25 protein-coding genes are annotated in these 23287 nt (G+C 73.1%); 17 read left to right on the forward strand and 8 right to left on the reverse strand.

What is annotated here, in order from left to right; all coding sequences use genetic code 11:
* The first annotated feature begins 378 nt into the window (after positions 1-378).
* From ACTWO6_RS04335 to ACTWO6_RS04350, 4 genes are all read left to right on the forward strand, one after another.
* Positions 379-2223 carry a phosphoenolpyruvate carboxykinase (GTP) gene (locus ACTWO6_RS04335; protein ID WP_446218337.1) on the forward strand — a complete coding sequence of 615 codons (1845 nt, stop codon included), beginning with the start codon at positions 379-381 and terminating at the stop codon, positions 2221-2223.
* A 37-nt stretch (positions 2224-2260) separates the two neighbouring features.
* A complete protein-coding gene (locus ACTWO6_RS04340; protein ID WP_446218338.1) occupies positions 2261-3124 on the forward strand; it encodes a hypothetical protein in 864 nt (287 codons plus the stop codon).
* A gap of 177 nt (positions 3125-3301) precedes the next feature.
* Positions 3302-4507: a geranylgeranyl reductase family protein gene (locus ACTWO6_RS04345; RefSeq protein ID WP_446218339.1), complete on the forward strand. Its 1206-nt coding sequence runs from the start codon at positions 3302-3304 to the stop codon at positions 4505-4507.
* A gap of 31 nt (positions 4508-4538) precedes the next feature.
* Positions 4539-5309 (forward strand): isoprenyl transferase, encoded by a 771-nt coding sequence (locus tag ACTWO6_RS04350; RefSeq protein ID WP_446218340.1) that lies wholly within the window; start codon positions 4539-4541, stop codon positions 5307-5309.
* A gap of 34 nt (positions 5310-5343) precedes the next feature.
* Here the strand turns inward: ACTWO6_RS04350 and otsB are convergent, their stop codons facing one another.
* The 3 genes from otsB to ACTWO6_RS04365 all read right to left on the reverse strand — a co-directional run bounded on the left by otsB (position 5344) and on the right by ACTWO6_RS04365 (position 7211).
* Positions 5344-6168, reverse strand: coding sequence for a trehalose-phosphatase (otsB, locus tag ACTWO6_RS04355; RefSeq protein WP_446218341.1), 825 nt, complete (start codon positions 6166-6168; stop codon positions 5344-5346).
* Positions 6169-6238: 70 nt separating this feature from the next.
* Positions 6239-6592, reverse strand: a complete 354-nt coding sequence (locus ACTWO6_RS04360) for a hypothetical protein (RefSeq protein ID WP_446218342.1) — start codon at positions 6590-6592, stop codon at positions 6239-6241.
* 178 nt (positions 6593-6770) lie between these two features.
* The gene (locus ACTWO6_RS04365) at positions 6771-7211 is read right to left on the reverse strand and encodes a helix-turn-helix domain-containing protein (protein ID WP_446218343.1); all 441 of its coding nucleotides are present in this window, start codon (positions 7209-7211) and stop codon (positions 6771-6773) included.
* A gap of 264 nt (positions 7212-7475) precedes the next feature.
* Between ACTWO6_RS04365 and ACTWO6_RS04370 the strand changes: the two genes are divergently transcribed.
* The 6 genes from ACTWO6_RS04370 (at position 7476) to ACTWO6_RS04395 (ending at position 12907) form a co-directional block, all read left to right on the forward strand.
* Positions 7476-7817, forward strand: a complete 342-nt coding sequence (locus tag ACTWO6_RS04370; protein ID WP_130331658.1) for a hypothetical protein — start codon at positions 7476-7478, stop codon at positions 7815-7817.
* 52 nt (positions 7818-7869) lie between these two features.
* The gene (locus tag ACTWO6_RS04375; RefSeq protein ID WP_446218344.1) at positions 7870-8322 is read left to right on the forward strand and encodes a hypothetical protein; all 453 of its coding nucleotides are present in this window, start codon (positions 7870-7872) and stop codon (positions 8320-8322) included.
* 346 nt (positions 8323-8668) lie between these two features.
* Positions 8669-10081 carry a PhoH family protein gene (locus ACTWO6_RS04380; RefSeq protein WP_446218345.1) on the forward strand — a complete coding sequence of 471 codons (1413 nt, stop codon included), beginning with the start codon at positions 8669-8671 and terminating at the stop codon, positions 10079-10081.
* 286 nt (positions 10082-10367) lie between these two features.
* Positions 10368-11048: an aggregation-promoting factor C-terminal-like domain-containing protein gene (locus tag ACTWO6_RS04385; protein WP_446218346.1), complete on the forward strand. Its 681-nt coding sequence runs from the start codon at positions 10368-10370 to the stop codon at positions 11046-11048.
* A gap of 116 nt (positions 11049-11164) precedes the next feature.
* Positions 11165-11824: a rhomboid family intramembrane serine protease gene (locus ACTWO6_RS04390; RefSeq protein ID WP_446218347.1), complete on the forward strand. Its 660-nt coding sequence runs from the start codon at positions 11165-11167 to the stop codon at positions 11822-11824.
* A 114-nt stretch (positions 11825-11938) separates the two neighbouring features.
* On the forward strand, positions 11939-12907 hold the full coding sequence (locus tag ACTWO6_RS04395) for an NAD(P)/FAD-dependent oxidoreductase (protein ID WP_446218348.1): 969 nt from the start codon (positions 11939-11941) through the stop codon (positions 12905-12907).
* Positions 12908-12917: 10 nt separating this feature from the next.
* Here the strand turns inward: ACTWO6_RS04395 and ACTWO6_RS04400 are convergent, their stop codons facing one another.
* Positions 12918-13613, reverse strand: a complete 696-nt coding sequence (locus tag ACTWO6_RS04400) for a TetR/AcrR family transcriptional regulator (RefSeq protein WP_446218349.1) — start codon at positions 13611-13613, stop codon at positions 12918-12920.
* Positions 13614-13759: 146 nt separating this feature from the next.
* Here ACTWO6_RS04400 and ACTWO6_RS04405 point away from each other — a divergent pair, with 146 nt between their 5' ends.
* On the forward strand, positions 13760-14677 hold the full coding sequence (locus ACTWO6_RS04405; RefSeq protein ID WP_446218350.1) for an NAD-dependent epimerase/dehydratase family protein: 918 nt from the start codon (positions 13760-13762) through the stop codon (positions 14675-14677).
* A gap of 27 nt (positions 14678-14704) precedes the next feature.
* Here the strand turns inward: ACTWO6_RS04405 and ACTWO6_RS04410 are convergent, their stop codons facing one another.
* Both ACTWO6_RS04410 and glpX read right to left on the reverse strand, forming a co-directional pair.
* On the reverse strand, positions 14705-15676 hold the full coding sequence (locus ACTWO6_RS04410) for a DMT family transporter (RefSeq protein WP_446218351.1): 972 nt from the start codon (positions 15674-15676) through the stop codon (positions 14705-14707).
* Positions 15673-16704, reverse strand: coding sequence for a class II fructose-bisphosphatase (glpX, locus tag ACTWO6_RS04415; RefSeq protein WP_446218352.1), 1032 nt, complete (start codon positions 16702-16704; stop codon positions 15673-15675). The genes ACTWO6_RS04410 and glpX overlap by 4 nt, the downstream gene beginning before the upstream one ends.
* 293 nt (positions 16705-16997) lie before the next feature.
* Here glpX and ACTWO6_RS04420 point away from each other — a divergent pair, with 293 nt between their 5' ends.
* From ACTWO6_RS04420 to ACTWO6_RS04430, 3 genes are all read left to right on the forward strand, one after another.
* The gene (locus ACTWO6_RS04420; protein WP_446218353.1) at positions 16998-17765 is read left to right on the forward strand and encodes a DUF4245 family protein; all 768 of its coding nucleotides are present in this window, start codon (positions 16998-17000) and stop codon (positions 17763-17765) included.
* Between the two features lie 110 nt (positions 17766-17875).
* Complete coding sequence (locus ACTWO6_RS04425; RefSeq protein ID WP_446218354.1) at positions 17876-18694, forward strand: hypothetical protein; 819 nt, start codon at positions 17876-17878, stop codon at positions 18692-18694.
* Positions 18695-18930: 236 nt separating this feature from the next.
* Positions 18931-19773 carry a hypothetical protein gene (locus ACTWO6_RS04430; RefSeq protein WP_446218355.1) on the forward strand — a complete coding sequence of 281 codons (843 nt, stop codon included), beginning with the start codon at positions 18931-18933 and terminating at the stop codon, positions 19771-19773.
* Positions 19774-19820: 47 nt separating this feature from the next.
* Here ACTWO6_RS04430 and ACTWO6_RS04435 read toward each other — a convergent pair whose 3' ends face one another.
* Both ACTWO6_RS04435 and xseA read right to left on the reverse strand, forming a co-directional pair.
* On the reverse strand, positions 19821-20033 hold the full coding sequence (locus ACTWO6_RS04435) for an exodeoxyribonuclease VII small subunit (RefSeq protein ID WP_130331682.1): 213 nt from the start codon (positions 20031-20033) through the stop codon (positions 19821-19823).
* Positions 20034-20080: 47 nt separating this feature from the next.
* Positions 20081-21295: an exodeoxyribonuclease VII large subunit gene (xseA, locus tag ACTWO6_RS04440; protein ID WP_446218356.1), complete on the reverse strand. Its 1215-nt coding sequence runs from the start codon at positions 21293-21295 to the stop codon at positions 20081-20083.
* Positions 21296-21394: 99 nt separating this feature from the next.
* On the opposite strand from xseA, the gene ACTWO6_RS04445 reads away from it, so the two are divergent.
* Genes ACTWO6_RS04445 through ACTWO6_RS04455 form a run of 3 tightly spaced genes read left to right on the forward strand, consistent with a single transcriptional unit; the run spans position 21395 to position 23267 of the window.
* Positions 21395-21787: a hypothetical protein gene (locus tag ACTWO6_RS04445; protein WP_446218357.1), complete on the forward strand. Its 393-nt coding sequence runs from the start codon at positions 21395-21397 to the stop codon at positions 21785-21787.
* A gap of 9 nt (positions 21788-21796) precedes the next feature.
* Positions 21797-22789: a 4-hydroxy-3-methylbut-2-enyl diphosphate reductase gene (locus ACTWO6_RS04450; RefSeq protein ID WP_446218358.1), complete on the forward strand. Its 993-nt coding sequence runs from the start codon at positions 21797-21799 to the stop codon at positions 22787-22789.
* Positions 22790-22835: 46 nt separating this feature from the next.
* On the forward strand, positions 22836-23267 hold the full coding sequence (locus tag ACTWO6_RS04455; RefSeq protein WP_446218359.1) for a hypothetical protein: 432 nt from the start codon (positions 22836-22838) through the stop codon (positions 23265-23267).
* Positions 23268-23287: the final 20 nt, after the last annotated feature.

Genomic DNA, 23287 nt, shown 5'->3' on the forward strand with positions numbered 1-23287 from the left:
GCCCCGCGACCGCTCCCGAGATCCGGTGAGCACAGCGTAACCGGCCGTGGCGGAATTGCGGATCGGATCGCCGAATCGGCGCCCTCGGCACGGGCGGGCGCTTCCGCTCATCGTGCACCTGCGACCGGACCTCGCGACCGGCGTCCGACAGAGGTTGGGCGCAGGATTTGCGTGAAACTGCGCGCGAAAGCGGGTATCAGATCGCGATGCCGCAGCGTGGCCGTACCTTGTGCAGTTCTTCACAACCAGTCCCACTGACTCGCGAGGCAGCCCGGTTTACGCTGAGCCCAATCCCAGGTTTCCACGAAGGCGACGACTCGCTCGCCAGAACTCGTGCATCCCATACATCGGTCAGCGTCGACCACAAGGAGATGTGACATGGTTGCTCCGGCTACTGTTCGGGGTATCGATCAGGCCCCGACGTCCCACCCCAAACTGCTCGCCTGGGTCCGAGAGGTCGCGGAACTGACCACCCCCGACCGGGTGGTCTGGGTGGACGGGTCCGATGAGGAGTGGCGCCGCCTCACCGACGAGCTTGTCGAAAAGGGCACCCTGATCCGGCTGAATCCGGAGAAGAAGCCCAACTCGTTCTACGCCCGGACGGACCCGACGGATGTCGCCCGGGTCGAGGAGCGCACCTACATCTGCTCCGTCGACGAGGCGGACGCCGGCCCCACCAACAACTGGATGGCGCCGGCCGAGATGAAGCGGACGATGACGGAGCTGTACCGCGGCAGCATGCGCGGACGCACCATGTACGTCATCCCGTTCGTCATGGGCCCGGTCGAGGCCGAGAGCCCGATGTTCGGCGTCGAGATCACCGACAGCCCGTACGTGGTCGCCTCGATGCGCATCATGACCCGGATGGGCGCGAAGGTGCTCGACGCGATGGGCGACGACGCCGACTTCGTGCACGCACTGCACTCCATCGGCGCCCCGCTCGCCCCCGGCCAGCAGGACGTGGCCTGGCCGTGCAACGAGACGAAGTACATCTCGCACTTCCCGGAGACCCGGGAGATCTGGTCGTTCGGCTCCGGCTACGGCGGCAACTCGCTGCTCGGCAAGAAGTGCTACTCGCTGCGCATCGCCAGCGTGATGGGTCGGGACGAGGGCTGGCTCGCCGAGCACATGCTGATCCTCAAGATCACCTCGCCGGAGGGCAAGGTCTACCACATCGCCGGCGCGTTCCCGTCCGCCTGCGGCAAGACCAACCTCGCCATGGTGGAGCCGACCATCCCGGGCTGGAAGGTCGAGACCATCGGCGACGACATCGCCTGGATGCGGTTCGGCGAGGACGGCCGCCTCTACGCGGTCAACCCGGAGTACGGCCTGTTCGGCGTCGCGCCCGGCACCGACTGGAAGACCAACGCGAACGCGATGCGGACGCTGGAGCGGGGCAACTCCGTCTTCACCAATGTCGCCCTCACCGACGACGGCGACATCTGGTGGGAGGGCATGGGTGAGCCGCCGGCGCACCTGATCGACTGGAAGGGCAACGACTGGACGCCGGAGAGCGACAGCCTCTCCTCGCACGCGAACAGCCGGTTCTGCACCCCGATCACCCAGTGCCCGATCCTGGCCGACGACTACTACGACCCGAACGGCGTGCCGATCGACGCGATCCTCTTCGGCGGTCGCCGCCGGGACACCATCCCGCTGGTCACCGAGGCCCGCGACTGGGTGCACGGCGTCTACATGGGCGCGACGCTCTCCTCGGAGACCACCGCCGCGGCCTCCGGCGCGGTCGGCGTGGTCCGCCGCGACCCGATGGCCATGCTGCCGTTCATCGGGTACCACGCCGGTGACTACTTCCGGCACTGGATCGAGATGGGCAAGGGCGCCGACGGCGACGCGGCCAAGCTGCCCAAGATCTACTACGTGAACTGGTTCCGCAAGGACCCCGAGGGCAGCTTCCTCTGGCCGGGCTTCGGCGAGAACTCCCGGGTGCTCAAGTGGGTCGTCGAGCGGATCGAGGGCACCGCCGGCGCGGTGGAGACCCCGATCGGCATGGTCCCGGCCCAGGACGCCCTGGACGTCGAGGGTCTGGACATGACCCCGGAGGACGTCCGGATCGCCCTCAAGGTCGACCCGGAGGAGTGGCGCAAGGAGCTGCCGCTGGTCACCGAGTGGTTCGAGAAGTTCGGGGACAAGCTGCCCGGCGTCCTCTGGGCCGAGCTGGACGCGCTGCGCGCCCGGCTCGACGCGGAGCAGCCGCAGAGGTAGGTGTGACGGTTGCCCGTACCGGGCAACATCGGATCCCATGAGGACGGCCGCCGAGACCACCGAGGTTCGGCGGCCGTCCGCCGTCCGGGCCCTGACCACCCTGCTCGCCGTCACGGCGGCGGCGACCGTCGTGGTCGAGCTGCTCAATTACTGGTACGCCCCGGAGCAGGAGTTCGGCCTGGCCGTCCGCACCGGCTGGGCGATGCTCCGCTCGCTCGGCTTCCTGGTGCTCATCGGGCACGTCAACCGCGGCCGTACCGTGGCCCGACCGTTCGGGCTGATCCTCGCGGTCACCACCGTCTTCGCGGTGGGGCGGTTGGTCGTACCCCGGGAAGGGGTGCCGGCGCTGCCCGGCCTGCTGGGGTTCGGGCTGCTCACCGCGCTCTGCGTGGCCGTGGTCGTGCTGCTCTACCGCTCCGACGCGGTCGGCGCGCACCTGGTCCGGCACCGGAAGTCCCTGGTCGTCGAGGGCGGGACGATCTCCTGGCGGGAGATCGCGCCGAAGCGCCCGCCGGTGACCGGCTGGCTGCTCACCAGCCGGGTCGCCGCGTTCACCTACAGCCCGCTGATGCTGGTCCCGGCGCTCGTCGCCGGCGGATCCATCCTGGACGGGCGACTCAGCGCCGTGCCGGCCGTGCTCCTCTGGTTCGCCGCCGGCGTCGCCGTCAGCTACCTGGTCCTGTTCTGCACCGCCTTCCTGATGCGCGGCCGGGCCTGGGCCCGCCGGTTCCTGGTCGCGATCACGCTCGGCGTGCTCACCGTCGACCTGCCGCTCTGCTGGTGGCTGCTCGGCGTCGACGGCCTGATCCGGGACGGCGGCCCCCTGGTCGCCGCCGCCCTCCTGGCCCTCTACGGCCTCCGCCGCGCCATCCGCGCCGGCGAAGCCCCCAGCCCCGCCTGACCCCCCGGCCCCCCTTCCACGATCCAGACGACTTCGGGGATGTTGCTGGCCGCTGCTGTTGCCGGTCACCGCCGGACGTCCCGGTCGTGGATCGACGGGGCCGGGGCGGGCGAGGGTGTGCCGGTGAGGCATCGGGGTTCGTGAGCGTGGGCGGGGCAGGATGGGCCGAGAGGTCCGGTGCGTCGGGGTGGCCGGTCCGAGCCGCCGCGCCACCGGCGGCGACCGGGAGGGAGGGCGGCCGTGGGCGACGAGTTCGACGTGATCGTGGTCGGGGCGGGGCCGGCCGGCTCGGCCGCCGCGCTGACCGCCCGCCGGGCCGGGGCCCGGGTGCTGCTGCTGGACCGGGCCGACTTCCCCCGGGACAAGGCCTGCGGCGACGGGATCGCCGCGCACGCGCTGGACGTTTTGGCCGAGCTGGGCGTCACCGACGCCGTCGACGGGTACGCCCCGCTCCCCGCGCTGCGGCTGGTCGGCCCCGGCGGCGGGGCGGTGGCCCGGGCGCTGCCCCGGCCCGCGTACACGGTGCCCCGGAAGGTCTTCGACGCGCGGCTGGTGGCGGCGGCGGTCGCGGCCGGTGCGGAGCTGCGCCGGCACACGGTGCGCCGGGTGGAGCTGCGGGACGACCGGGTGGTGCTGGACGGCGAGCTGTCCGGGCGGGCGGTGGTCGGCGCGGACGGGGCCGGCTCGGTGGTCCGCCGGGCGCTCGGCCATCCGGTGAACCCGGACCGCCACCTGGCGCTGGCCATCCGGGGGTACGCCCCGGCGCTGCCCGGCCCGCCCGAGCAGCTCATCGTCACCTCGGCGCCGCGCTGGCCGGCGTACGCCTGGTCCTTCCCGATCGGTGACGGCCGGGCGAACGTCGGGTACGGGGAGGTACTGCGCGGCGAGCCGCTGACCCGTGCCCACCTGGTGGACCGCCTCGCCGCGCTGCTGCCCGGCACGGACCCGGCGACGGTCACCGAGCTGCGGGCCCACCACCTGCCGCTCTCCACCCACCGGCCAGCGCCGGGGCGGGACCGGGTGGTGCTGGCCGGCGACGCGCTCTCGTTGATCAACCCGTTCACCGGGGAGGGCATCTTCTACGCGCTGCGGTCCGGCGCGCTGGCCGGCGCGGCGGCGGCCGGTTCCCCGGGGCAGGCCGGCCGCCGGTACGCCCAGGCGCTGCGCCGGCGGCTCGGCACGCACCTGCGGCACAGCTCGGTCGCGGCCTGGCTGGCGCGGCGCCGGCGAGTGGTCGACGCGGCGGTCCGGGCGGCCCGCCGCGACGACCGGGTCTACCGGACGGTGGTGGAGCTGGGGCTGGGTGACGGGCGGCTGGACGCGCGCACGCTGGCCATGATCGGCATCGGTCTCCCGACCAGGGATCGGGCTCCGCGGCACTGATCTTCAACCGGGGTCGCTACCCTGCAAGGTGATGACTCTGCGGAAACTCCTCTACTCCGTGTACGAGCGCCGGCTGACGGCGAGGCTCGCGGGCAAGCCGGTGCCCCGGCACGTCGGCGTGATGTGCGACGGCAACCGCAGGTGGGCCCGGGAGATGGGCTTCGTCGACCCGAACGACGGCCACCGGATGGGCGCCGAGCGGATCAAGGAGCTGCTGCGCTGGTGCGACGCCGCCGGCGTGGGGCACGTCACGCTCTGGCTGCTCTCCACCGACAACCTCTCCCGGCCGGCGGCGGAGCTGGACCCGCTGCTCCAGATCATCGAGGACCTCACCACCGAGCTGGCCGAGGACGGCAACCCCTGGCGGCTGCGGATGGTCGGCGCGCTCGACGTGCTGCCCGCGCCGCACGCCGCCGCGCTGAAGGCCGCCGAGGAGCGCACCCGGGACCGCAGCGGCGGCGCCCAGGTCAACATCGCCGTCGGGTACGGCGGCCGGCGGGAGATCGCCGACGCGGTCCGCTCGTTGCTGCTGGAGCACGCGGCGAACGGCGGCACGATCGAGGAGTTGGCCAACTCGATCGACGTCGACCACATCTCCGAGCACCTCTACACCAAGGGCCTGCCCGACCCGGATCTGATCATCCGGACCAGCGGTGAGCAGCGCCTCTCCGGCTTCATGCTCTGGCAGTCGGCCCACTCGGAGTTCTACTTCTGCGAACTCAACTGGCCGGACTTCCGCCGCGTCGACTTCCTCCGCGCCCTGCGCTCCTACGCCACCCGGCAACGCCGCTTCGGCGCCTGACCCGCCGTCGCCGACCGACCCCCGCCGACGGGGGTCAGGTGAGGTGGGGAAGGGCGTTGGTGAGGAAGGTGGCCAGCGCGGCGGGGGAGTCGAGGGTGAGGTCGGCGGCGTCGGCCACCTCGTGACCGGTCTCCGGGTTCGCGACGGCCACGCAGACGCCCACGAAGTCGGGGTCCGCGGCGGCGCGGGCGCGCAGCGCGGCGAAGGCCTTGATGTCGGAGACGTCGTCGCCGAAGTACCAGGCGCCACCGGCATCCCGGACGATCTCGCCGATCACCATGCCCTTGTCCCGGTCGACCGGGGGCTTGAGCTCCAGCACCATCCGGCCGGCCTGGCAGCGCAGCCCGAGCCGCTCGGCGCGGGCCCGGCCCCACTCCTGCACCAGGTCGCCGAGTTGCGGGGCGGTGCGCCAGTGCAGGGCGACGGAGAGCCGCTTGAACTCCACCAGGGCGCCGGGCGGCAGCTCGGCGCGGGCCTGCTCGGCCAGCTCCGACATGGTGGGCACCCAGGGCAGGGCGGCCGGCTCGGTGACCGTCTCGCCGCCGGAGTGGCTGTGCTCCAGGCCGTAGAGCCCGTACAGGTCGATCCCGGCGAGGCCGCCGAGGTGGTCGCGGAGGAACTCCACCGGCCGCGCGGAGACGATGGCGATCCGGCGTACCAGCGGGGCGAGCGCCTCCAGCGCGGCGAGCACCTTCGGGGCGGGCTGAACCGCGGTCGGGTCGTCGTCGACCGGCGCGAGGGTGCCGTCGAAGTCGAAGAAGAGCACCGTGTCGGCGGCCCGCTCGGCGGTGGCACGCCAGGCGTGCTCGGCGTTCAACGGGGTCTTCGGCTGCTGGTTGCCCAGATTCAACGGCGGCACGCGCGACAGCGTACCCCGGGCGGTGCGGCTCATTCGTGGCCGAGATGTGACGCTCAGCCGTCGGGGAGGCTCAGCGTTCGGCGGCCCCCCGTCCCCGGCGTCCGAACGGCACGACGGCCGCGTCCTGGCCGTGGCTGAGCAGGTAGCCCTCCACGAAGCCGGTGTTCCGGTCGCCGGTGTGCGCCTCGATCTCGTTCAGCCGAGCCACCAGGAACTCGGTGAGCGCGCTTACCCGGTCGTTGAGCCGGTCGTGCAGCTCGGCGACGACGGCCAGGACCACCGCGGTGCCGGCGGTGGTGAGCGCGAAGAGGTTCACGACCAGGGGAAGCTGCCCGCCGTTGAGCACGCCGACCACCACGTTGCCGGTCACGCACGATGTCACCGACACCACCGCGATCACGACTGCCAACCATTTCAGGGTCATGGACAGACCCCTCCTTCTGTCCCGCAGGGCTGGGTTCGGCCTTGTCCCGTCCCCCCGCCGATGACGAGCCCAAGCAGTACGAATAGGGACGCTAGCGCGCCCGTTCCGGCCCCGGAGGGAAACGATCGGGTCTGCCCTACCGTTCTTTCGCCATCTGAGGAACCGCCCGGCTTGTTTACTATCCGGCCTGCTTGCCTCGTTTTCCGGCATCGACGGGGAGCGTCGGACGATAGGCGAGGTAGCGAATGGTTTCCCGGATGTGGAACTTCTCGGCGTCCGACACATTCGGATCCACCAGGCGACGGAGCAGCGCCTCGACGTCGGGGTCCATCGGCGGCGGCGTGGGGGCGGTGCGGGGTGGGGCCGTCCGGTCCCAGCCCAGCGCGGTGAAGGCGGTCGCCGGGTTGAGGCCCAGCCCCTCGCAGAAGGCGACCACCCGCTCGGCCTCCGGGTCGCTGGCCCAGTCGCCGCGTACCCACCGGTTGATGGTCTGGCGGGAGACGCCGGTGCGGCGGGAGACCTCGGTGCCGCTCCAGGCCCGCATGGCCCGGGCGTCGTCCAGCGCGCGACGTACGAAGGTGGCGAAGGCGATCTTCCGGGCGTTGGCCGTCTCGGTCACCCCGTGACGGTACGACCAGTCTTCGGTCCCCGGGCGGCCGGGCACGCTGCTGTCACGCGGACGTGACGGCTCTCCCGGCTTGCCGGTAAACGATCCAGCGCTGTTCTTGAGGGGTGTCACCCGGGCAGAATAGATGCCCGCCAGTACGGCGGTAAACAGACGAAAAGCTGATACTGTCACGCTCGTGAGACAACTTACGGTGTGTCACGTGGATGAGACGACGAGTGCTCACATGCGTCACTCCGCGGGTTTCAAGGGGGTCCGGTGACCGAACTCGCCACTCGCGCCCAGGCGTTCGGTCTGATCGCGGAGGGGGTGGCCGCCGGGCTGAGTGCGCCATGGCGCCTCTACCTCGCCCGGGGTTGCCGCTACCTGTCCCTCAGCGTCGGGGACCGGGACGAGTGGAACGCCTGGCGTACCCACCTCGGCTGTCCCGAACTGAGCGTCCGGGTCTACGACGCGGGCGGCGAGATCCGGCGCTCCTCGGTCGCCGAGGTCGTCCTGGACGGCTGCCGGATCAGCGTCGAACTGGTCGAGGAGGTCAGCACCGCCGATCTGGAGCGGCTGCTGGTCGTCGACCCCGCGGTCGAGCCGGAGGAGCGATGACCCGGCGGGCGACCGCGACGTCCCGCGACGCGACGCCGGCGGGGGCGGCCGGATGAGCCCCTTCCTCGCGGTCTTCCTCGTCCTCGTCCTCGGGTCGACCAGCTACGCGGCGGGCCGGCTGCACGGCCAGCTGAGCTACCGGATCGGCTACCGCTTCGGTTACCGGCAGGGCTACTTCGACGGTGACCGGGGTGCCTGGAACCGCCGGCGCCGCGACGCCCAGGCCACCATCGGCTCGGCGCTGGCCGGTCCGGTCGTCGCGCCGGGATCCGCCGCGGTGCCACCGCCCGGCGGGGGCCCGCGCGACGGTACGGCGTCGGCGGTCGGCCTCGGTGGCCGGCCCGCGGCGGGGCCGTCCGCCCGCGCCACCGCGACCGCGACCGCGACCGCGCAGCTCGGCGGGATCGCGACCCGGCAGGGCACGACCTACACCGGTTCCACGTTCACGGCGTCGGTCGTCGGCGGCCGGCATCCGGCCGGGACGCTGGTCCGCCGGCAGGGCTGAGGCCCGCCAAGGGACACGGTGCGTCGTCCGCGGCGGACGCGCACCGTCGGGACCACGTCAGACCGGTGACGATGGTCCCGCCGGCCGGGATGCGCGCAGGGGGCATGCATCCCGGCCGGATCCGCCGCCCCGCGTGCACGCCCCGGCCGGCTGGGATCCACCGCCGCCCACTAGCCGAAGGGCCGTGACGCGACTAGCGTCTAGTCATGGCACGGGGTTCTCCCGGGCCAGCCGGCCAGCCCGGACCTGCGACCTCGCGCACGGGGCCCGCATCCGACCCCGTGTCCACCGGGCACCGGACGAGGCGGAACACGGGTGGCCGGGTGCCCATCCGCGGAGCAGGCCTGTGACGACTCGCCGTACCCCCGCCGGTGCCGACCAGACCCCGGCCGCGACTGCCACGACCCGCCGGACCACCCGCAGCCGCCGCACGGCGGCCGCGCCGGTCGGCACCGAGGAGCCCCGACCAGCCGGCCAGGCCTTCGTCCTGGACACCTCGGTCCTCCTCTCCGATCCCGCGGCGTTCCACCGCTTCGCCGAGCACGAGGTGGTGCTGCCCCTCGTCGTCATCTCCGAACTGGAGGGCAAGCGCCACCACCCGGAGCTGGGCTGGTTCGCCCGGCAGTCGCTGCGCATGCTCGACGACCTGCGCGTGAAGCACGGCCGGCTGGACCGGCCGGTCCCCGCCAACGACCAGGGCGGCACCCTCCGGGTCGAGCTGAACCACACCGACGACGGGGTGCTGCCTCCGGGCTTCCGGAACGAGTCGAACGACGCCCGGATCCTCTCCGTGGCGCTCAACCTCGCCGCCGAGGGGCGCGAGGTCACCCTGGTCAGCAAGGACATGCCGCTGCGGGTGAAGGCGGCCTCGGTCGGCCTGCGGGCGGACGAGTACCGGCACGGCCAGGCCAGCGACCCGACCTGGACCGGCATGGCCGAGCTGGAGCTGGGCGAGGAGGAGATCGCCCGGCTGTACGCGGGCGAGACGCTCGACCTGGACGCGGCCGCCGGGCTGCCCTGCCACACGGGTCTGGTGCTGCACTCGGCCCGTGGCTCGGCGCTCGGCCGGGTGCTGCCCGACAAGACCGTACGACTGGTCCGCGGTGACCGGGAGGCGTTCGGCTTGCACGGCCGCTCGGCCGAGCAGCGGGTGGCGCTGGACCTGCTGCTGGACGAGTCGATCGGGATCGTCTCGCTCGGCGGGCGGGCGGGCACCGGCAAGTCGGCCCTGGCGCTCTGTGCCGGGCTGGAGGCGGTGATGGAGCGCCGCCGGCACAAGAAGGTGATCGTCTTCCGTCCGCTCTACGCCGTCGGCGGTCAGGAACTGGGCTACCTGCCCGGGTCGGAGTCGGAGAAGATGTCGCCCTGGGCCCAGGCGGTCTTCGACACCCTCGGCGCGGTGGTGCACGAGAACGTGCTGGAGGAGGTCACCACCCGGGGCATCCTCGAGGTGCTTCCGCTCACCCACATCCGGGGGCGGAGCCTGCACGACGCCTTCGTGATCGTCGATGAGGCGCAGTCGCTGGAGCGGGGGGTCCTGCTCACCGTCCTGTCCCGGATCGGCCAGGGGTCGCGGGTGGTGCTCACCCACGACGTCGCCCAGCGGGACAACCTGCGGGTCGGGCGGCACGACGGGGTGACTGCGGTGATCGAGGCGCTGAAGGGCCATCAGCTCTTCGCACACGTCACGCTCAGTCGTTCGGAGCGGTCGCCGATCGCCGCCATGGTGACGGATCTGTTGGAGGACATTCCGCTCTGACAGCGATTCCCTGCCGGATTTGCCCTTGTCTGAGGGCCTTCACTTTGTGGCCCAGGTCACAAATGAGGCTGTTGGTTTCCCATCCGCCTCACTGTGCGCAATGGTGTCCAACGAGCGCCCACGCACCATGAAGATCGTCGGTCATCGTTTGCCCCCGGCGACGGAGATCGGTGAACACCGGTGCGTCGGCTGCGACCCGAGGGGTCGGGGCGCTCACGGCGCCGACGCGGCCAGTGGACGGCCAGGCGTCGCGCCGTGTCCTTGCCCCCGACGAAGGGACCACTTCGTGAGTCGGCTGTGGAGCCGGTTCGGCGCCCGCACGGCCGCTGTCGCGCTGCTCTCCGTGGGCGTTGCCGGCGGCTTCTATCTGGGCGAAGACCGGGAAACCCAGCAACAGGGCCTGACCGCACAGGTCGGCCTCGAGGTCGACCAGGCGGAGTACGCGTACCAGCGTGACCGGCAGGCCGACCACCGAATGGATTCGGCCACGCAGCGCGCCGCCGAGTACCAGGCGAAGCTGCGGGCCGCCGCGGCGGCCAAGGAGGCAGCCGACCGGGCCCGCGAGGCCGAGGCCGCGGCGGCGTCCCGGAAGAAGGCGCGGGAGGCGGCCGCGGCCACGGTCGCCAAGCCGTACGACGGCCCGATCCCGGCCTCCTGCGAGGAGTTCAGCGGCAACCGGGCGATCGGCTGCGCGATCATGCTCGACGAGGGCTTCGGCATCGACCAGTTCCCCTGCCTCGACAAGCTCTGGACCAAGGAGAGCGGCTGGAACCACAAGGCCTACAACTCCGGCTCCGGCGCGTACGGGATCCCGCAGGCGCTGCCCGGCAGCAAGATGGGCACGGTCGCCGATGACTGGAAGACCAACCCGGCCACCCAGATCAAGTGGGGGCTCGGCTACATCGAGGGTCGCTACGACGACCCTTGCGGCGCCTGGGCGCACTCGCAGAGCACCGGCTGGTACTGATCCGACGCTGACGACGGCGGGGTGGGCGGCCATCCGCACACCCCGCCGTCGTCGTGTCGGGCCGGGACGCGCCGCCCGACTGGCGGTCGACCGCGATTGCTGATAGCCATTGGTACGTGACCTGGCGCGGCGGCCCGACGGGCGGCGATCCCCACCGGTTCGGCACCGAGGCGTTCTACGCCTCGCTGGGCCGGGCCTTCGTCGCGATGTGCGCGGTCGTGCCGGTGCTCTTCCTCATCGAGGCGCTCGACGTCGGGCTGCACGCCGACCTCGACGTGGCGGCGGGGATCATCCCGCACCGGATCCAGGGGCTCGACGGCGTCTTCTTCTCGCCGTTCCTGCACGCCGACTTCAACCACCTCTACAGCAACAGCATCCCGCTGATCCTGCTCGGCACCTTCGTGCTCGCCGCCGGCACCCGCCGGTTCCTCTGGTCGACGCTGATGATCATCCTGGTCAGCGGGCTGGGGGTGTGGTTCACCGGCTCGCCGAACTCGGTGGTGGTCGGTGCCAGCGGCGTCATCTTCGGATACCTGGGCATGCTGCTCACCCGGGGTCTCGTCGAGCGGAGCTGGTGGAACGTCGCGGTGGTGCTGCTGGTCGGCCTGCTCTACGGCTGGCAGCTGCTCGGCATCCTCCCCACCGACGAGCGGATCTCCTGGCAGGGCCACCTGTTCGGGCTGCTCGGCGGGATCGTCGCGGCGATCCTGTTCCGGCGTCGCCGCGCCGAGCTGCACCAGCCGCAGCACACGGAGCCGCCGCTCACCCTGCCCTGACCGGCCGGCACGGTCGTGGAGAAAGGGTCATGGGACGTGCTTGCCCGGCGGCATTCGCCCGCCTACCGTCGGCATCAGCACACGTTGATCCGTGAGGCGAAAGTGACGGTACGCATGCGCGAGGTCGATGTCGCCGTGATCGGGGCCGGTCCGGCCGGCCTCTTCGCCGCGTACTACGCCGGGTTCCGTGGGCTCTCCGTGGCGGTGATCGACGCGCTGCCCGAGCCGGGCGGCCAGGTCGCCGCGATGTACCCGGAGAAGCTGATCCTCGACGTCGCCGGCTTCCCCGCCGTCAAGGGGCGGGACCTGGTGGCCAACCTGGTCGCCCAGGCGGCGCCGTTCGCGCCGACGTACCTGCTCGGCACCCGGGCCGAGAAGCTCTCCTACGCCGACGGGCGGCCGGTGCTGGGGCTCGCCGGCGGCGAGCAGCTGAGCTGCGGCGCGGTGATCGTCACCGGCGGGCTGGGCAGCTTCACGCCCCGGCCGCTGCCCGCCGCCGACAGCTTCGTCGGCGCCGGGATCGTCTACTTCGTCCCCCAGCCGACCGAGCTGGCCGGCCGGGACGTGCTGATCGTCGGCGGCGGAGACTCGGCCTTCGACTGGGCCCTGACCCTCCAGCCGCTGGCCCGGTCGGTGACCCTGGTGCACCGCCGGGAGCGGTTCCGCGCCCACGCGTCGACCGTCGCCCGGGTGCTGGCCCTGCCGGTGCGGGTGGTGGTCAACGCCGAGGTGACCCGGCTGTACGGGGAGGACCGGGTGACCGGCGCGGAGCTCGTCGTCCGGGGTGGCGCGGCGGAGACGCTGCCGGTGGACACGATCGTCGCGGCGCTCGGCTTCACCGCCGACCTGGGCCCGCTCGCCGAGTGGGGCCTGCGGCTGGACCGCCGGCACATCGTGGTGGACAGCGCGATGGCCACCAACCTGCCCCGGGTCTTCGCCGCCGGTGACATCACCGAGTACCCGGGCAAGGTCCGGCTGATCGCCACCGGCTTCGGCGAGGCCGCCACGGCGGTGAACAACGCGGCGGTGGTGATCGACCCCACCGCCCACCTCTTCCCCGGCCACTCCTCCGACGGCAGCTGACGGGGTCCGGTCAGGACGGTCGGGGGAGGCCGATCAGGTCGGCCATCAGGCCGGTCTGGTGGTCGAAGTACTCGTCCCGGTGCGGGAGCGACCGGTTGATCCGGCCGAAGAGCTCGAAGCTGATCAGCCCGAACAGCTGGGTCCAGCCGGCCATGCCGCGGGCCAGCAGCGCCTCGGACATGCCGGGGTGCAGGCCGGCGGCGATCTCGGCGAGGTCCTCGCGCAGGGGGTCGGGCAGCTCGTCGTCGGGCGGGGTGAGCCGGCCGGTGGTCAGCCCGTCGTGCAGGATGCCGACCAGCACGATCGGGGGACGCTGGGCCGGGCCGACCGTGTCGTCCGGGGCCGCGTACCCGGGGACCGGGCTGCCGTAGATCAGCGCGTACTCGGCCGGGTGGGCCAGCGCCCAGTCCCGGGCGGCCCGGCAGACGGCGTGCCAGCGTCCGCGCAGGTCGTGCCGTTCGGCGGCCGCGTCGGCCGCCTCCACCGCGTCGCCGAGCGCCTCGTACGCCTCCAGGATCAGCGCGGTGAGCAGGTCATCCCGGCTGGGGAAGTAGCGGTAGATCGCCGACGAGACCATGCCCATGTCGCGGGCGACCGCGCGCAGCGAGAGGTTGGCGCCGTCGGTGGCCAGGTGGCGGCGGGCCACCGCCTTGATCTCGTCGATCATTCCGGCCCGGACCCGGGCGCGCAGCGAGGGAGCGACCATGTCCCAACTCTGCCACGGATGAGAGCGCCAATCAAAACCGAGAGCACTGCTCTTGACGAAGTGTCGTGCGGCGCGTCATGCTGGTCCCGTTCTCGATGAGAGCAGTGCTCTCAGATCGGATCCCTGCTTCGAAAGGTAGCCTTCCCATGGCCCTGCACGTCATCGTCGGCGCCGGCCCCGTCGGCACCGCCACCGCCCGGCTCCTCGCGGGACGCGGCGACCGGGTGCGGGTGGTGACCCGCCGGGGCACCGGGCCCGAGCACCCGGCCGTCGAGCGGGTCGCCGCCGACGCCGCCGACGCGGACCGGCTGGCCGCGCTGAGCGACGGCGCGGACGCCCTCTACAACTGCGCCAACCCGCCGTACCACCGCTGGCCCACGGACTGGCCGCCCCTCGCCGCGGCGCTGCTCACCGCCGCCGAGCGCAGCGGCGCGGTGCTCGCCACCGTCGGCAATCTCTACGGCTACGGCCCGGTCGACGGGCCGATGACCGAGGCCACCCCGCTGGCAGCCACCGGCGTCAAGGGACAGGTGCGGAACCGGATGTGGGCCGACGCGCTCACCGCGCACCGGGCCGGGCGGGCCCGGGTCACCGAGGTGCGCGGCTCCGACTACCTGGGCCCCGGTGGCACCTCCCTGCCGATGCTGGTGCTGCCCCGGGTGCTCGCCGGGAAGCGGGTCTTCCTCCCGGTCGACTGGGACGCCCCGCACAGCTGGACGTACATCGACGACGTCGCCCGTACCCTGGTCGCCGCCGCCACCGACCCGCGGGCCTGGGGCCGCGCCTGGCACGTGCCCAGCGCGCCCGCCGTCGCGATGCGGGACCTGGCCACCCGGGCGGCGGCCCTGGCCGGCGCCCCCGCGCCCAAGCTGATCCGGATGCCCTACCCGGTGCTCTGGCTCGGTGGCCTGGCCGACCCGTTCGCCCGCGAGCTGCGGGAGACCGCCTACCAGTTCGACCGGCCCTACCTGCTCGACTCCGCCGCGGCGACCGCCACCCTCGGTGTCGAGCCGACCCCGCTGGACGTCTCCCTCGCCGAGACCGTCGCGGCGCTGCGCCGCTGACCGGCCGTCGCCCGCCGACGGCGGGCGTCAGCGGCGCGGCGCCGGCCCGAGCGCCGCGATCAGGACCGCGACCATGGTCAGCGCCGCGCCGAGCAGGGTGGTCGGCCCGGGGTGCGAGGCCGCCGTCGGCAGGACCAGGTCCAGCAGTACGGCGCCGACGATCTGCCCGGCGATGGTGGCCAGCCCGAGCAGCAGCACCCCGGTGAAGCGGACGATGGCGGCGGCGAGCGCGATGAAGACGATGCCGATCGGGCCGCCCAGGTAGAGCCAGGGCTCGGTCGGGAAGCTGCCGCTCGGGCGGCCGCGCACCGCCACCTCGATCGCGAAGGTGGCGAGCAGGGCCACCGTGCCCACGGCGAAGTTCACCAGCGTGGCCGCCAGGGCGCTGCCCGAGGCCCCCCGCACCCGGCCGTTCACCGCCTGCTGCCAGGCGATGCCCACCCCGGCGAGCAGCGGCAGCAGGGCCAGCGCCAGGGCGCCCGGGTCGCCGAGCCGGTCGCCCACCGCCAGCAGCACCGCCAGCACGGTGAGCGCCGCGCCGACCAGGCGGCTGGGGGTGACCGGCTGCGGGCCGGTCGGCCCGAGCCCGGCCCGGTCCACCAGCAGGCTGCTCGCGGACTGCCCGGCGACCACGGCGACGGTGAAGACGGCGACGCCGAGCGTGCCGATGGTCAGCCCCTGGGTGGCGACCAGGAACGCGCCGCACACCCCGCCGAGGCACTGCCACGGCCGCAGCGACCCCTCGGCCAGCGCCGCCCGCAACGCGGCCAGCCCCCGCCGGCCGCCCGGGGTGGTGGGGACCAGCACCAGCAGCAGAAGCAGGCCCAGGCCGAACGAGACCACCGCCGCGGCGATCCCGTCGGCCAGTCGTACGCCCAACTCTCCGTTGATCCGGGACTGGACGGCCACCGCGACCCCGGAGGCGGAGGCCAGCCCGACGCCGGCGATCCGCCGCCCGGTCGACAGCGTGGGGGGTGCCGCCGTCCCGGTCGCGGTCACTCCTGCTCGGCCAGCGGTCGGCCGTCGAAGTCGACGGCCGAATAGAGCGCCAGCTTCTCCAGCCGGTGGTACGAGTCGATCACCCGGATGGTGCCGCTCTTGGAGCGCATCACGATCGACTGGGTGTACGCCCCGCCGGCCCGGTAGCGCACCCCGCGCAGCAGGTCGCCGGAGGTGACCCCGGTCGCCACGAAGAAGCAGTTGTCCCCGGTGACCAGGTCGTCGGTGAGCAGCACCCGGTCCAGGTCGTGCCCGGCGGCGAGCGCCTTCTCCCGCTCCTGGGCGTCGCGCGGCCAGAGCTTCGCCTGCATCGCCCCGCCCATGCACTTGAGCGCGCAGGCGGAGATGATGCCCTCCGGCGTGCCACCGATGCCCATCAGCACGTCGACGTCGGACTCACCCCGGGCGGCGGCGATCGAGCCGGCGATGTCGCCGTCGGAGATGAACCGGATGCCCGCGCCGGTCCGGCGGATCTGCTTGACCAGGTCGTCGTGGCGGGACCGGTCCAGCACGCAGACCGTCACCTCGGAGATGTCGGTGCCCTTGACCTTGGCGATCCGGCGCAGGTTGTCGGCCACCCCGGCGTTGATGTCCACCACGTCGGCGTACATCGGGCCGACGGCGAGCTTCTCCATGTAGAAGACCGCGCTCGGGTCGAACATCGCGCCCCGCTCGGAGACCGCGAGCACCGCGAGGGCGTTCGGCATGCCCTTGCTCATCAGGGTGGTGCCGTCGACCGGGTCCACCGCGACGTCCACCTCGGGGCCGCTGCCGTCGCCGACCTCCTCGCCGTTGAAGAGCATCGGGGCGTTGTCCTTCTCGCCCTCGCCGATCACCACGACGCCCCGCATCGGGATCGAGTTGATCAGTTTGCGCATCGCGTCGACGGCTGCCCCGTCGCCGCCCTCCTTGTCGCCCCGCCCGACCCACCGGCCGGCGGCCATCGCCGCGGCCTCGGTGACCCGGACCAGGTCGAGGGCAAGGTTTCGGTCGAGATCCTGCGGGATCCGCGTCCTGGTGTTCGTCATGACGGCTCCTCCTCGCGACGTTGCGGGGTGGACCGGCAGGATGCGGCCGTCGCCGCTGCCGGCTTTGTCGCTGATCCTCACACGATCGCCGACGTGACGCCGGAGCGGGGCGGGGATGACCAGCTTCCCGCCGACCGGGCGGTCCGGGACCCGGCCGGTCGTGACCTGGCCGGTCCGTCGCGGGCCGGCTCCGCAGCGGAGTCGGCTGTGAGAAAGGTCGCTCTTGGCGACCTGCGGCGGGTCGCTCCCCGCCGGCCGATCGACACCGATCGGCCGGCTGCGAGAATGGGCGGGTGGAAGCCGCACAGCCAGCCGACCGCGTTCCCGCCGACGCGACCCCGCCGGACGGCCAGCCGCCGGTCCGGTCGACCGCCGGCCCGTCCCCGGAGGCCGGGGAGCCGGCCCTCGTCGAGCCCGCCACCGGGCCCGCGCCCCTGCCCGACGCCGGCGAGCCGGCGCTGGTCGAGCCGGTCGACGGCGCGGCCCGGGGTGAGGTCGGCGCCCACCCGGCGGTCTCCGGCGACCAGCCCGCGCCGCCGGCCCGGCGGGACAAGCCCCGCTCCGAGCGGTCGCCCCGGGACATGGCGCTCTCGCTGCTCGTGCTGCTGGTCCCCATCGCGCTGCTGCTCGCCTTCTACCGTGGGTTCCTCGGCGGCGACGAGCCGGTCACCGTCGACCCGGCGCCCGCCGTCCAGGAGGCGCGGGCGGCGAACGCGTTCCCGGTCAGCACGCCGGCCGGCCTGGCCTCCGACTGGCGCACAATCAGCGCCCGCTACCAGGCCGAGCCGGGCGGGACGACGCTGCGGATCGGCTACCTGACCCCGGAAGGGCGCGGCGCCCAGCTCGTGCAGAGCAACGTGCCCGCCGAGAAGTTGCTGCCCGCCGAGCTGAGCGGCGGCCAGCCGCTGGGGGCGGCCGACCTGCCCGGCGGAAGCTGGCAGCGTTACACCGCCCGGGGCAACGAGCAGGCGCTGGTGCTGCTCGAACCGACGCGAACGGTGATCGTGGTCGGTGACGCCGGGGAGGCCGAGCTGCGCCAGCTCGCCGGCGCCCTCCGCTGACCGGGCGGGCCTGCCAGGTCCCCACGGCCCCGCCGTTCTCCGTTAGGCTGCCCGGGCTCGAAACCGGGCACGCCCGACGTGCCCGGACAGATCTCCGGAAAGAGAACGACGTGAACATTCGACGGTGGAGCCTCGGCGTCCTCGCCGCCGCCCTCTTCGTCCCCGGTCTGGCCGCCTGCAAGACGGCGGCCGACTCGCCGACCGCCGACGGCGCCTCCGCCGCCCCGGCGGTCCCCGCCGACCCGAAGGAGGCGCTGCTCGCCTCCACCAAGGAGATCCAGAAGGGCAATTTCACCTTCGCGATCGACGGGGGCGAGTTCACCGGCGGTGGCACGGTGCACCTGCCGTCCAAGAGCGCCGAGATGAAGATGGGCAGCGGCCAGAGTGGTACGGACGACGCCTCGATGAACATGCACCTGGTCTACATCGACACGGACAGCTGGGTGAAGCTGGAGTTCGGCGGCCCGATGGCGGATTCCATCCCCGGTTTCAAGGCGATGAAGGGCAAGTACCAGCACCTGGACCGCACCCGGATCAAGGACGCCAAGGAGCTGGAGTTCGACTTCAGCGACGTCGACCCGGGCGGCAGCGACGCGCTGGTCAAGGCGATCACCGACGTCAAGGCCACCGGCGAAGGCGCGTACGCCGGCACCCTCGACGCGACCAAGGTCACCGACACCGACGTGCTCGACGCCGACACGGTCAAGGGCCTGGGCGACAAGGCCGGCGCCCTGCCGTTCACCGCCAAGGTCGACCCGCAGGGCCGGCTGACCGAGTTCGCCGTTCAGATGCCGGCGGTCGGGGACACCGCGGCGTACACCATGAAGGTGACCTACGCCGACTACGGCGCGGCCACCGCCGTGCAGGCGCCCCCGGCGAGCCAGGTCGTCGAGGCGTCCGAGCAGACGTACGAGATGTTCAAGGGCTGAGCCCGCGCGGTCGGGGGCGGCACGCGCCGCCCCCGACCGGGTCGCCCACCCCTCGTGGGCGGCGTGGACCGGACAGGGATTGCCGAAGGCCGCTTCAGGGAACAGAGAGGGCACGAGCTCGCCGGGTCGCTCCGCCGGCCGGACGGGCCTCGTGCGCCGGAGCCGGCGTGAGGGCTGCGGCGCCACGCCTCCGGCGCCTCCGTGGGCCGGACGACCCACCTGGAGAGGTTCACGTGATGATTCGACGTTTCAGCGCGGCGGCTTTCGCCGCGGCGCTGCTCACTCCTGGCCTGGCCGCCTGCAACAGCACCGGGACCGGCGAGGCGGGGGCCTCCGCGTCCCCGACGGTCGCCGGCAGCATCGCGCCGAGCGGCGCCTCGCCCGGTACCGGTGACGCCAAGCAGGCCCTGCTGAACTCCACGAACGAGATCCGGAACGGCAACTTCCGGTTCACCATGTCCGGCGCCGGCTCCACCGCCGAGGGGCAGGTGCACGAGCCCAGCCAGAGCGCGGAGATGCGGGTGACGATCGGCGACGCGTCCTCCGACCTGATGATGAAGCTCGACCTGATCCACTCCAAGCCGGACAGCTGGGTGAAGGTGGAGCTGGGCGGCAAGTCGGCCAGCAGCATCCCCGGGGTGCAGAAGCTCAACCTCGGCAAGTACCAGCACCTGGACCAGACCCGGATCAAGGGCAACCGGGCGCTGGGCTTCGACTTCGAGAAGGTCGACCCGGCCGGCAGCGCGGTGCTGACACAGGGCGTCACCGAGGTCCGGCAGACCGGCGACGGCATGTACGCCGGCACGCTCGACGTGTCCCGGGCGGCCGAGGCCGGCTCGGTCGACCCCACCGTGATCACCGCGCTCGGCGCGCAGGCGAAGTCGGTGCCGTTCACCGCGAAGCTGGACCCGCAGGGCCGGCTCAGCGAGATGGTGGTCCAGGTCCCGGCGGCCGGCCAGAGCGCCGCGCAGGACATCAAGATCACGTACTCGGACTACGGCAACGCCACGGCCGCGCAGAAGCCGCCGGTCGACCAGGTCGTGGAGGCTCCGCCGGAGTTCTACAACCTGTTCAACTGAGCCTGAGGTGACGGCGGGGCGGCTCCGGCCGTCCCGCCGTCGCGGCATCAGTCCTCGGCGCGCTGCCGGGCCGCGTCGATCCGCGCCCGTGCGCCGTCCAGCCAGCGCTGGCAGATCTCGGCCAGCTGCTCGCCGCGCTCCCAGAGCGCCAGCGACTCCTCCAGCGACGTGCCGCCGGTCTCCAGCCGCTCGACCACCTGGGCCAGCTCGGCGCGGGCCTGCTCGTAGCTGAGCCGCTCGTCCTTCTTCTCGTCAGTCATCGCACCCATCCCACCACATCCGTCCGCCGTCGCCCGTCCGCCGCCGGTCAGCCGTCGACCGTCGCGGTCAGCTCGCCGTCGGCCAGGCGGACCCGCAGCGGGTCGCCCTTGGCCACCTCGGCGGCCGCGCGGACCACGTGGCCGTCGGCGCGCCGCACGATCGCGTACCCCCGGTCGAGGGTGGCGGCGGGGGAGAGCGCGCGCAGCCGGGCCAGCGTGTGCCGCAGGTCGTCGCCGGCGGCGCCGAGCCGGTGGTCCAGGCAGCGGCCGGTCCGGTCGCGCAGCGCGGTCACCTCGGCGGCCCGCTGGTCGACCATCACCTGCGGCCGGGCCAGCACCGGGCGGGAGCGGAGCAGGTCCAGGCGGTGCGACTCCCGGTCGACCAGGTTGCGGACGGCCCGCTCCAGGCGGGACCGGGCCTGGCCGATGAGGCGGACCTCCTCGGTGAGGTCGGGCACGATCCGCTTCGCCGCGTCGGTGGGCGTCGACGCGCGGACGTCGGCGACGTAGTCGACCAGCGGGGCGTCCGTCTCGTGGCCGATCGCGCTCACCACCGGCGTACGGCAGGCGAAGACCGCCCGGCAGAGCGCCTCGTCGGAGAAGGCAAGGAGGTCCTCGATGCTGCCGCCGCCCCGGGCCAGGATGATCACGTCGATGGTCGGGTCGGCGTCGAGCACCTTGAGCGCGTCGACGATCTGCGGGACGGCGCCCGGCCCCTGCACCGCGACGTTGACCGTGCGGAACTCCACCGCCGGCCAGCGCCGCCGGGCGTTGGTCAGCACGTCCCGCTCGGCGGCCGAGGCGCGACCGGTGATCAGCCCGATCCGCCCGGGCAGGAACGGCGGCCGGCGCTTGCGGGCCCGGTCGAAGAGCCCCTCGGCGGCGAGCAGCTTCTTCAGCTTCTCCAGCCGGGCCAGCAGCTCACCGAGCCCGACCTGCCGGATTTCGTCGGCGCGCAGGCTCAGCGTGCCCCGGGCGGCGTAGAACTCCGGCTTGGCGTGCAGCACCACCCGGGCGCCCTCGCGCAGCTCCGGCGCGCCGGAGTCGAGGACGTCCCGGTTGGTGGTGACGGTCAGGCTGAGATCCGCCGACGGGTCGCGCAGGGTGAGGAAGACGGTGCTGGCGCCGGGGCGCCGGCTGATCTGCGCCACCTGCCCGTCCACCCAGACCCAGCCGAGCTTGGCGATCCAGGCGCCGACCTTCTGGCTGACCACCCGGACCGGCCAGGGCTCCTCGGGGGTGCTGCGCGGGGCGTCGCTCACCCGCCCACCCTACGCACCGCCGCGCCGCGAGCCAGGATCGGCGGGCCCGGCGGCACGGCGGCGGCAGTGGTGAGGTCGGGGGAGGGACGGGAGGCCGGGATGGATGTCGACGGGATCGGCCGGCGGTTGCGCCACGAGTGGGACGCCGCGGACGGCTTTCTGACGCCGCTGCGGTGGGGGGAGTTCGACCCGGCCCGGGCGGAGCGCTTCCTGTCGCTGATCTCGGCGGCGGCGAGCGCGTCCAGCTCGGCGGTGACGCCGGGGGCGACCGCCCTCGGCGAGCACCTCGTGCACCTCGGCCAGGTCGGCACCGGCCCGGGCCATCAGTTCGAGCTCGTCGGGGGTCTTCTGGATCACCATGACGCGCGTCCTCTCGTACCCGTGAAGGGGTCCCCGGTGGCCCCGCGCGCTGCCGGTCCGGTCATTCTGCCAGCCCCGCGGCCCCCTGTGGCGCGGGTCGCAGCCGCTGCCGTCGGAAAACCCGACACGTAGGATGGGCGGGTGACTCACGCTGAGACGACTCCCCGGACCGGCAAGCGCGTGCTCCTGGCCAAGCCCCGCGGCTACTGCGCGGGCGTGGACCGGGCGGTGCAGACCGTCGAGGAGGCGCTGAAGCTCTACGGCGCGCCGATCTACGTACGCAAGCAGATCGTGCACAACAAGCACGTGGTGCAGACCCTGGAGGCCAAGGGCGCGATCTTCGTGGAGGAGAACGAGGAGGTGCCCGAGGGCGCCACCGTGATCTTCTCCGCGCACGGCGTGGCCCCCGAGGTCTACGAGCAGGCGAAGGTGCGCTCGCTCAAGGCGATCGACGCGACCTGCCCGCTGGTCACCAAGGTGCACCAGGAGGCGAAGCGGTTCGCCGCCGAGGACTACGACATCCTGCTGATCGGCCACGAGGGGCACGAGGAGGTCGTCGGCACCGCCGGTGAGGCCCCCGCGCACATCCAGCTGGTCGACGGCCCGGACGGGGCCGACAAGGTCACGGTGCGCGACCCGAACAAGGTCGTCTGGCTCTCGCAGACCACCCTCTCGGTGGACGAGACGCTGGAGACCGTGGCCCGGCTCAAGCAGCGGCTGCCGCTGCTCCAGTCGCCGCCCAGCGACGACATCTGCTACGCCACCTCCAACCGGCAGCACGTGGTGAAGGAGATCGCCCCCGACTGCGACGTGGTGATCGTCGTCGGGTCCCGCAACTCCTCCAACTCGGTGCGCCTGGTCGAGGTGGCTCTGGACGCCGGCGCCCGCGGCGGTCACCTGGTCGACTTCGCCGACGAGATCGACGACGCCTGGCTGGCCGGCGCCGGCACGGTCGGCGTCACCTCCGGCGCCAGCGTCCCCGACGAGCTGGTCCAGGAGGTGCTCGCGCACCTGGCCGAGCGGGGCTTCACCGACGTCGAGGAGATCACCACCGCCAACGAGCGGCTGACCTTCTCGCTGCCGCAGGAGCTCAAGCGGGACATGAAGGCCGCGGCGACGGCCGCGCGGGGCTGACCGGCCGCCGGGAACGGACCACCAACGTCGTACGTCCGATACGGGTATGAGGAACCTTCGGCTCGCCGTCCCCGCCCTGCTCGTCTGCGCGGCGCTGAGCGCCTGCGGCGGCCAGGGCGGTGCGGACGGCACCACCACCCCGACGGGAGCAGCCCCGGTGACCAGCCAGCCGACCCCCACCCCGAGCGACCCGGCCGACCCGGCCGACCCGCTGCCCACCGCGAAGGGCCCGACCGCCCCGCCCCGAGGCGGCCCGACGAAGCCGCCGCCGGCCGGCGACACCGTGCTCACCGGCACCATCCAGGCCGGGGTGGAACCGAACTGCCTGCTGCTCGACGGCAACCTGCTGATCGGCGGCCCCCGCGACGTGCTGAAGCCGGGCGCCCGGGTCACGGTCACCGGCCGCTCCCAGCCCGGCATGATGACCACCTGCCAGCAGGGCACCCCCTTCGTGGTGGAGAGCGCCCGCCGCGCCTGAGGCCGACAACGACAGGAGCC

It is taken from the genome of Micromonospora sp. IBHARD004, assembly GCF_052814115.1.

What these genes read in the sequence shown, in the direction of transcription:
- ACTWO6_RS04350 (WP_446218340.1), top strand. Translation starts at nt 4,539, where the DNA reads ATGACTCTGCGGAAACTCCTCTACTCCGTGTACGAGCGCCGGCTGACG.
- ACTWO6_RS04435 (WP_130331682.1), bottom strand. Translation starts at nt 20,033, where the DNA reads ATGACTGACGAGAAGAAGGACGAGCGGCTCAGCTACGAGCAGGCCCGC.
- glpX (WP_446218352.1), bottom strand. Translation starts at nt 16,704, where the DNA reads ATGACGAACACCAGGACGCGGATCCCGCAGGATCTCGACCGAAACCTT.
- ACTWO6_RS04400 (WP_446218349.1), bottom strand. Translation starts at nt 13,613, where the DNA reads ATGGTCGCTCCCTCGCTGCGCGCCCGGGTCCGGGCCGGAATGATCGAC.
- ACTWO6_RS04405 (WP_446218350.1), top strand. Translation starts at nt 13,760, where the DNA reads ATGGCCCTGCACGTCATCGTCGGCGCCGGCCCCGTCGGCACCGCCACC.
- ACTWO6_RS04335 (WP_446218337.1), top strand. Translation starts at nt 379, where the DNA reads ATGGTTGCTCCGGCTACTGTTCGGGGTATCGATCAGGCCCCGACGTCC.
- ACTWO6_RS04455 (WP_446218359.1), top strand. Translation starts at nt 22,836, where the DNA reads ATGAGGAACCTTCGGCTCGCCGTCCCCGCCCTGCTCGTCTGCGCGGCG.
- ACTWO6_RS04340 (WP_446218338.1), top strand. Translation starts at nt 2,261, where the DNA reads ATGAGGACGGCCGCCGAGACCACCGAGGTTCGGCGGCCGTCCGCCGTC.
- ACTWO6_RS04430 (WP_446218355.1), top strand. Translation starts at nt 18,931, where the DNA reads ATGATTCGACGTTTCAGCGCGGCGGCTTTCGCCGCGGCGCTGCTCACT.
- ACTWO6_RS04445 (WP_446218357.1), top strand. Translation starts at nt 21,395, where the DNA reads ATGGATGTCGACGGGATCGGCCGGCGGTTGCGCCACGAGTGGGACGCC.
- ACTWO6_RS04375 (WP_446218344.1), top strand. Translation starts at nt 7,870, where the DNA reads ATGAGCCCCTTCCTCGCGGTCTTCCTCGTCCTCGTCCTCGGGTCGACC.
- ACTWO6_RS04395 (WP_446218348.1), top strand. Translation starts at nt 11,939, where the DNA reads ATGCGCGAGGTCGATGTCGCCGTGATCGGGGCCGGTCCGGCCGGCCTC.
- ACTWO6_RS04360 (WP_446218342.1), bottom strand. Translation starts at nt 6,592, where the DNA reads ATGACCCTGAAATGGTTGGCAGTCGTGATCGCGGTGGTGTCGGTGACA.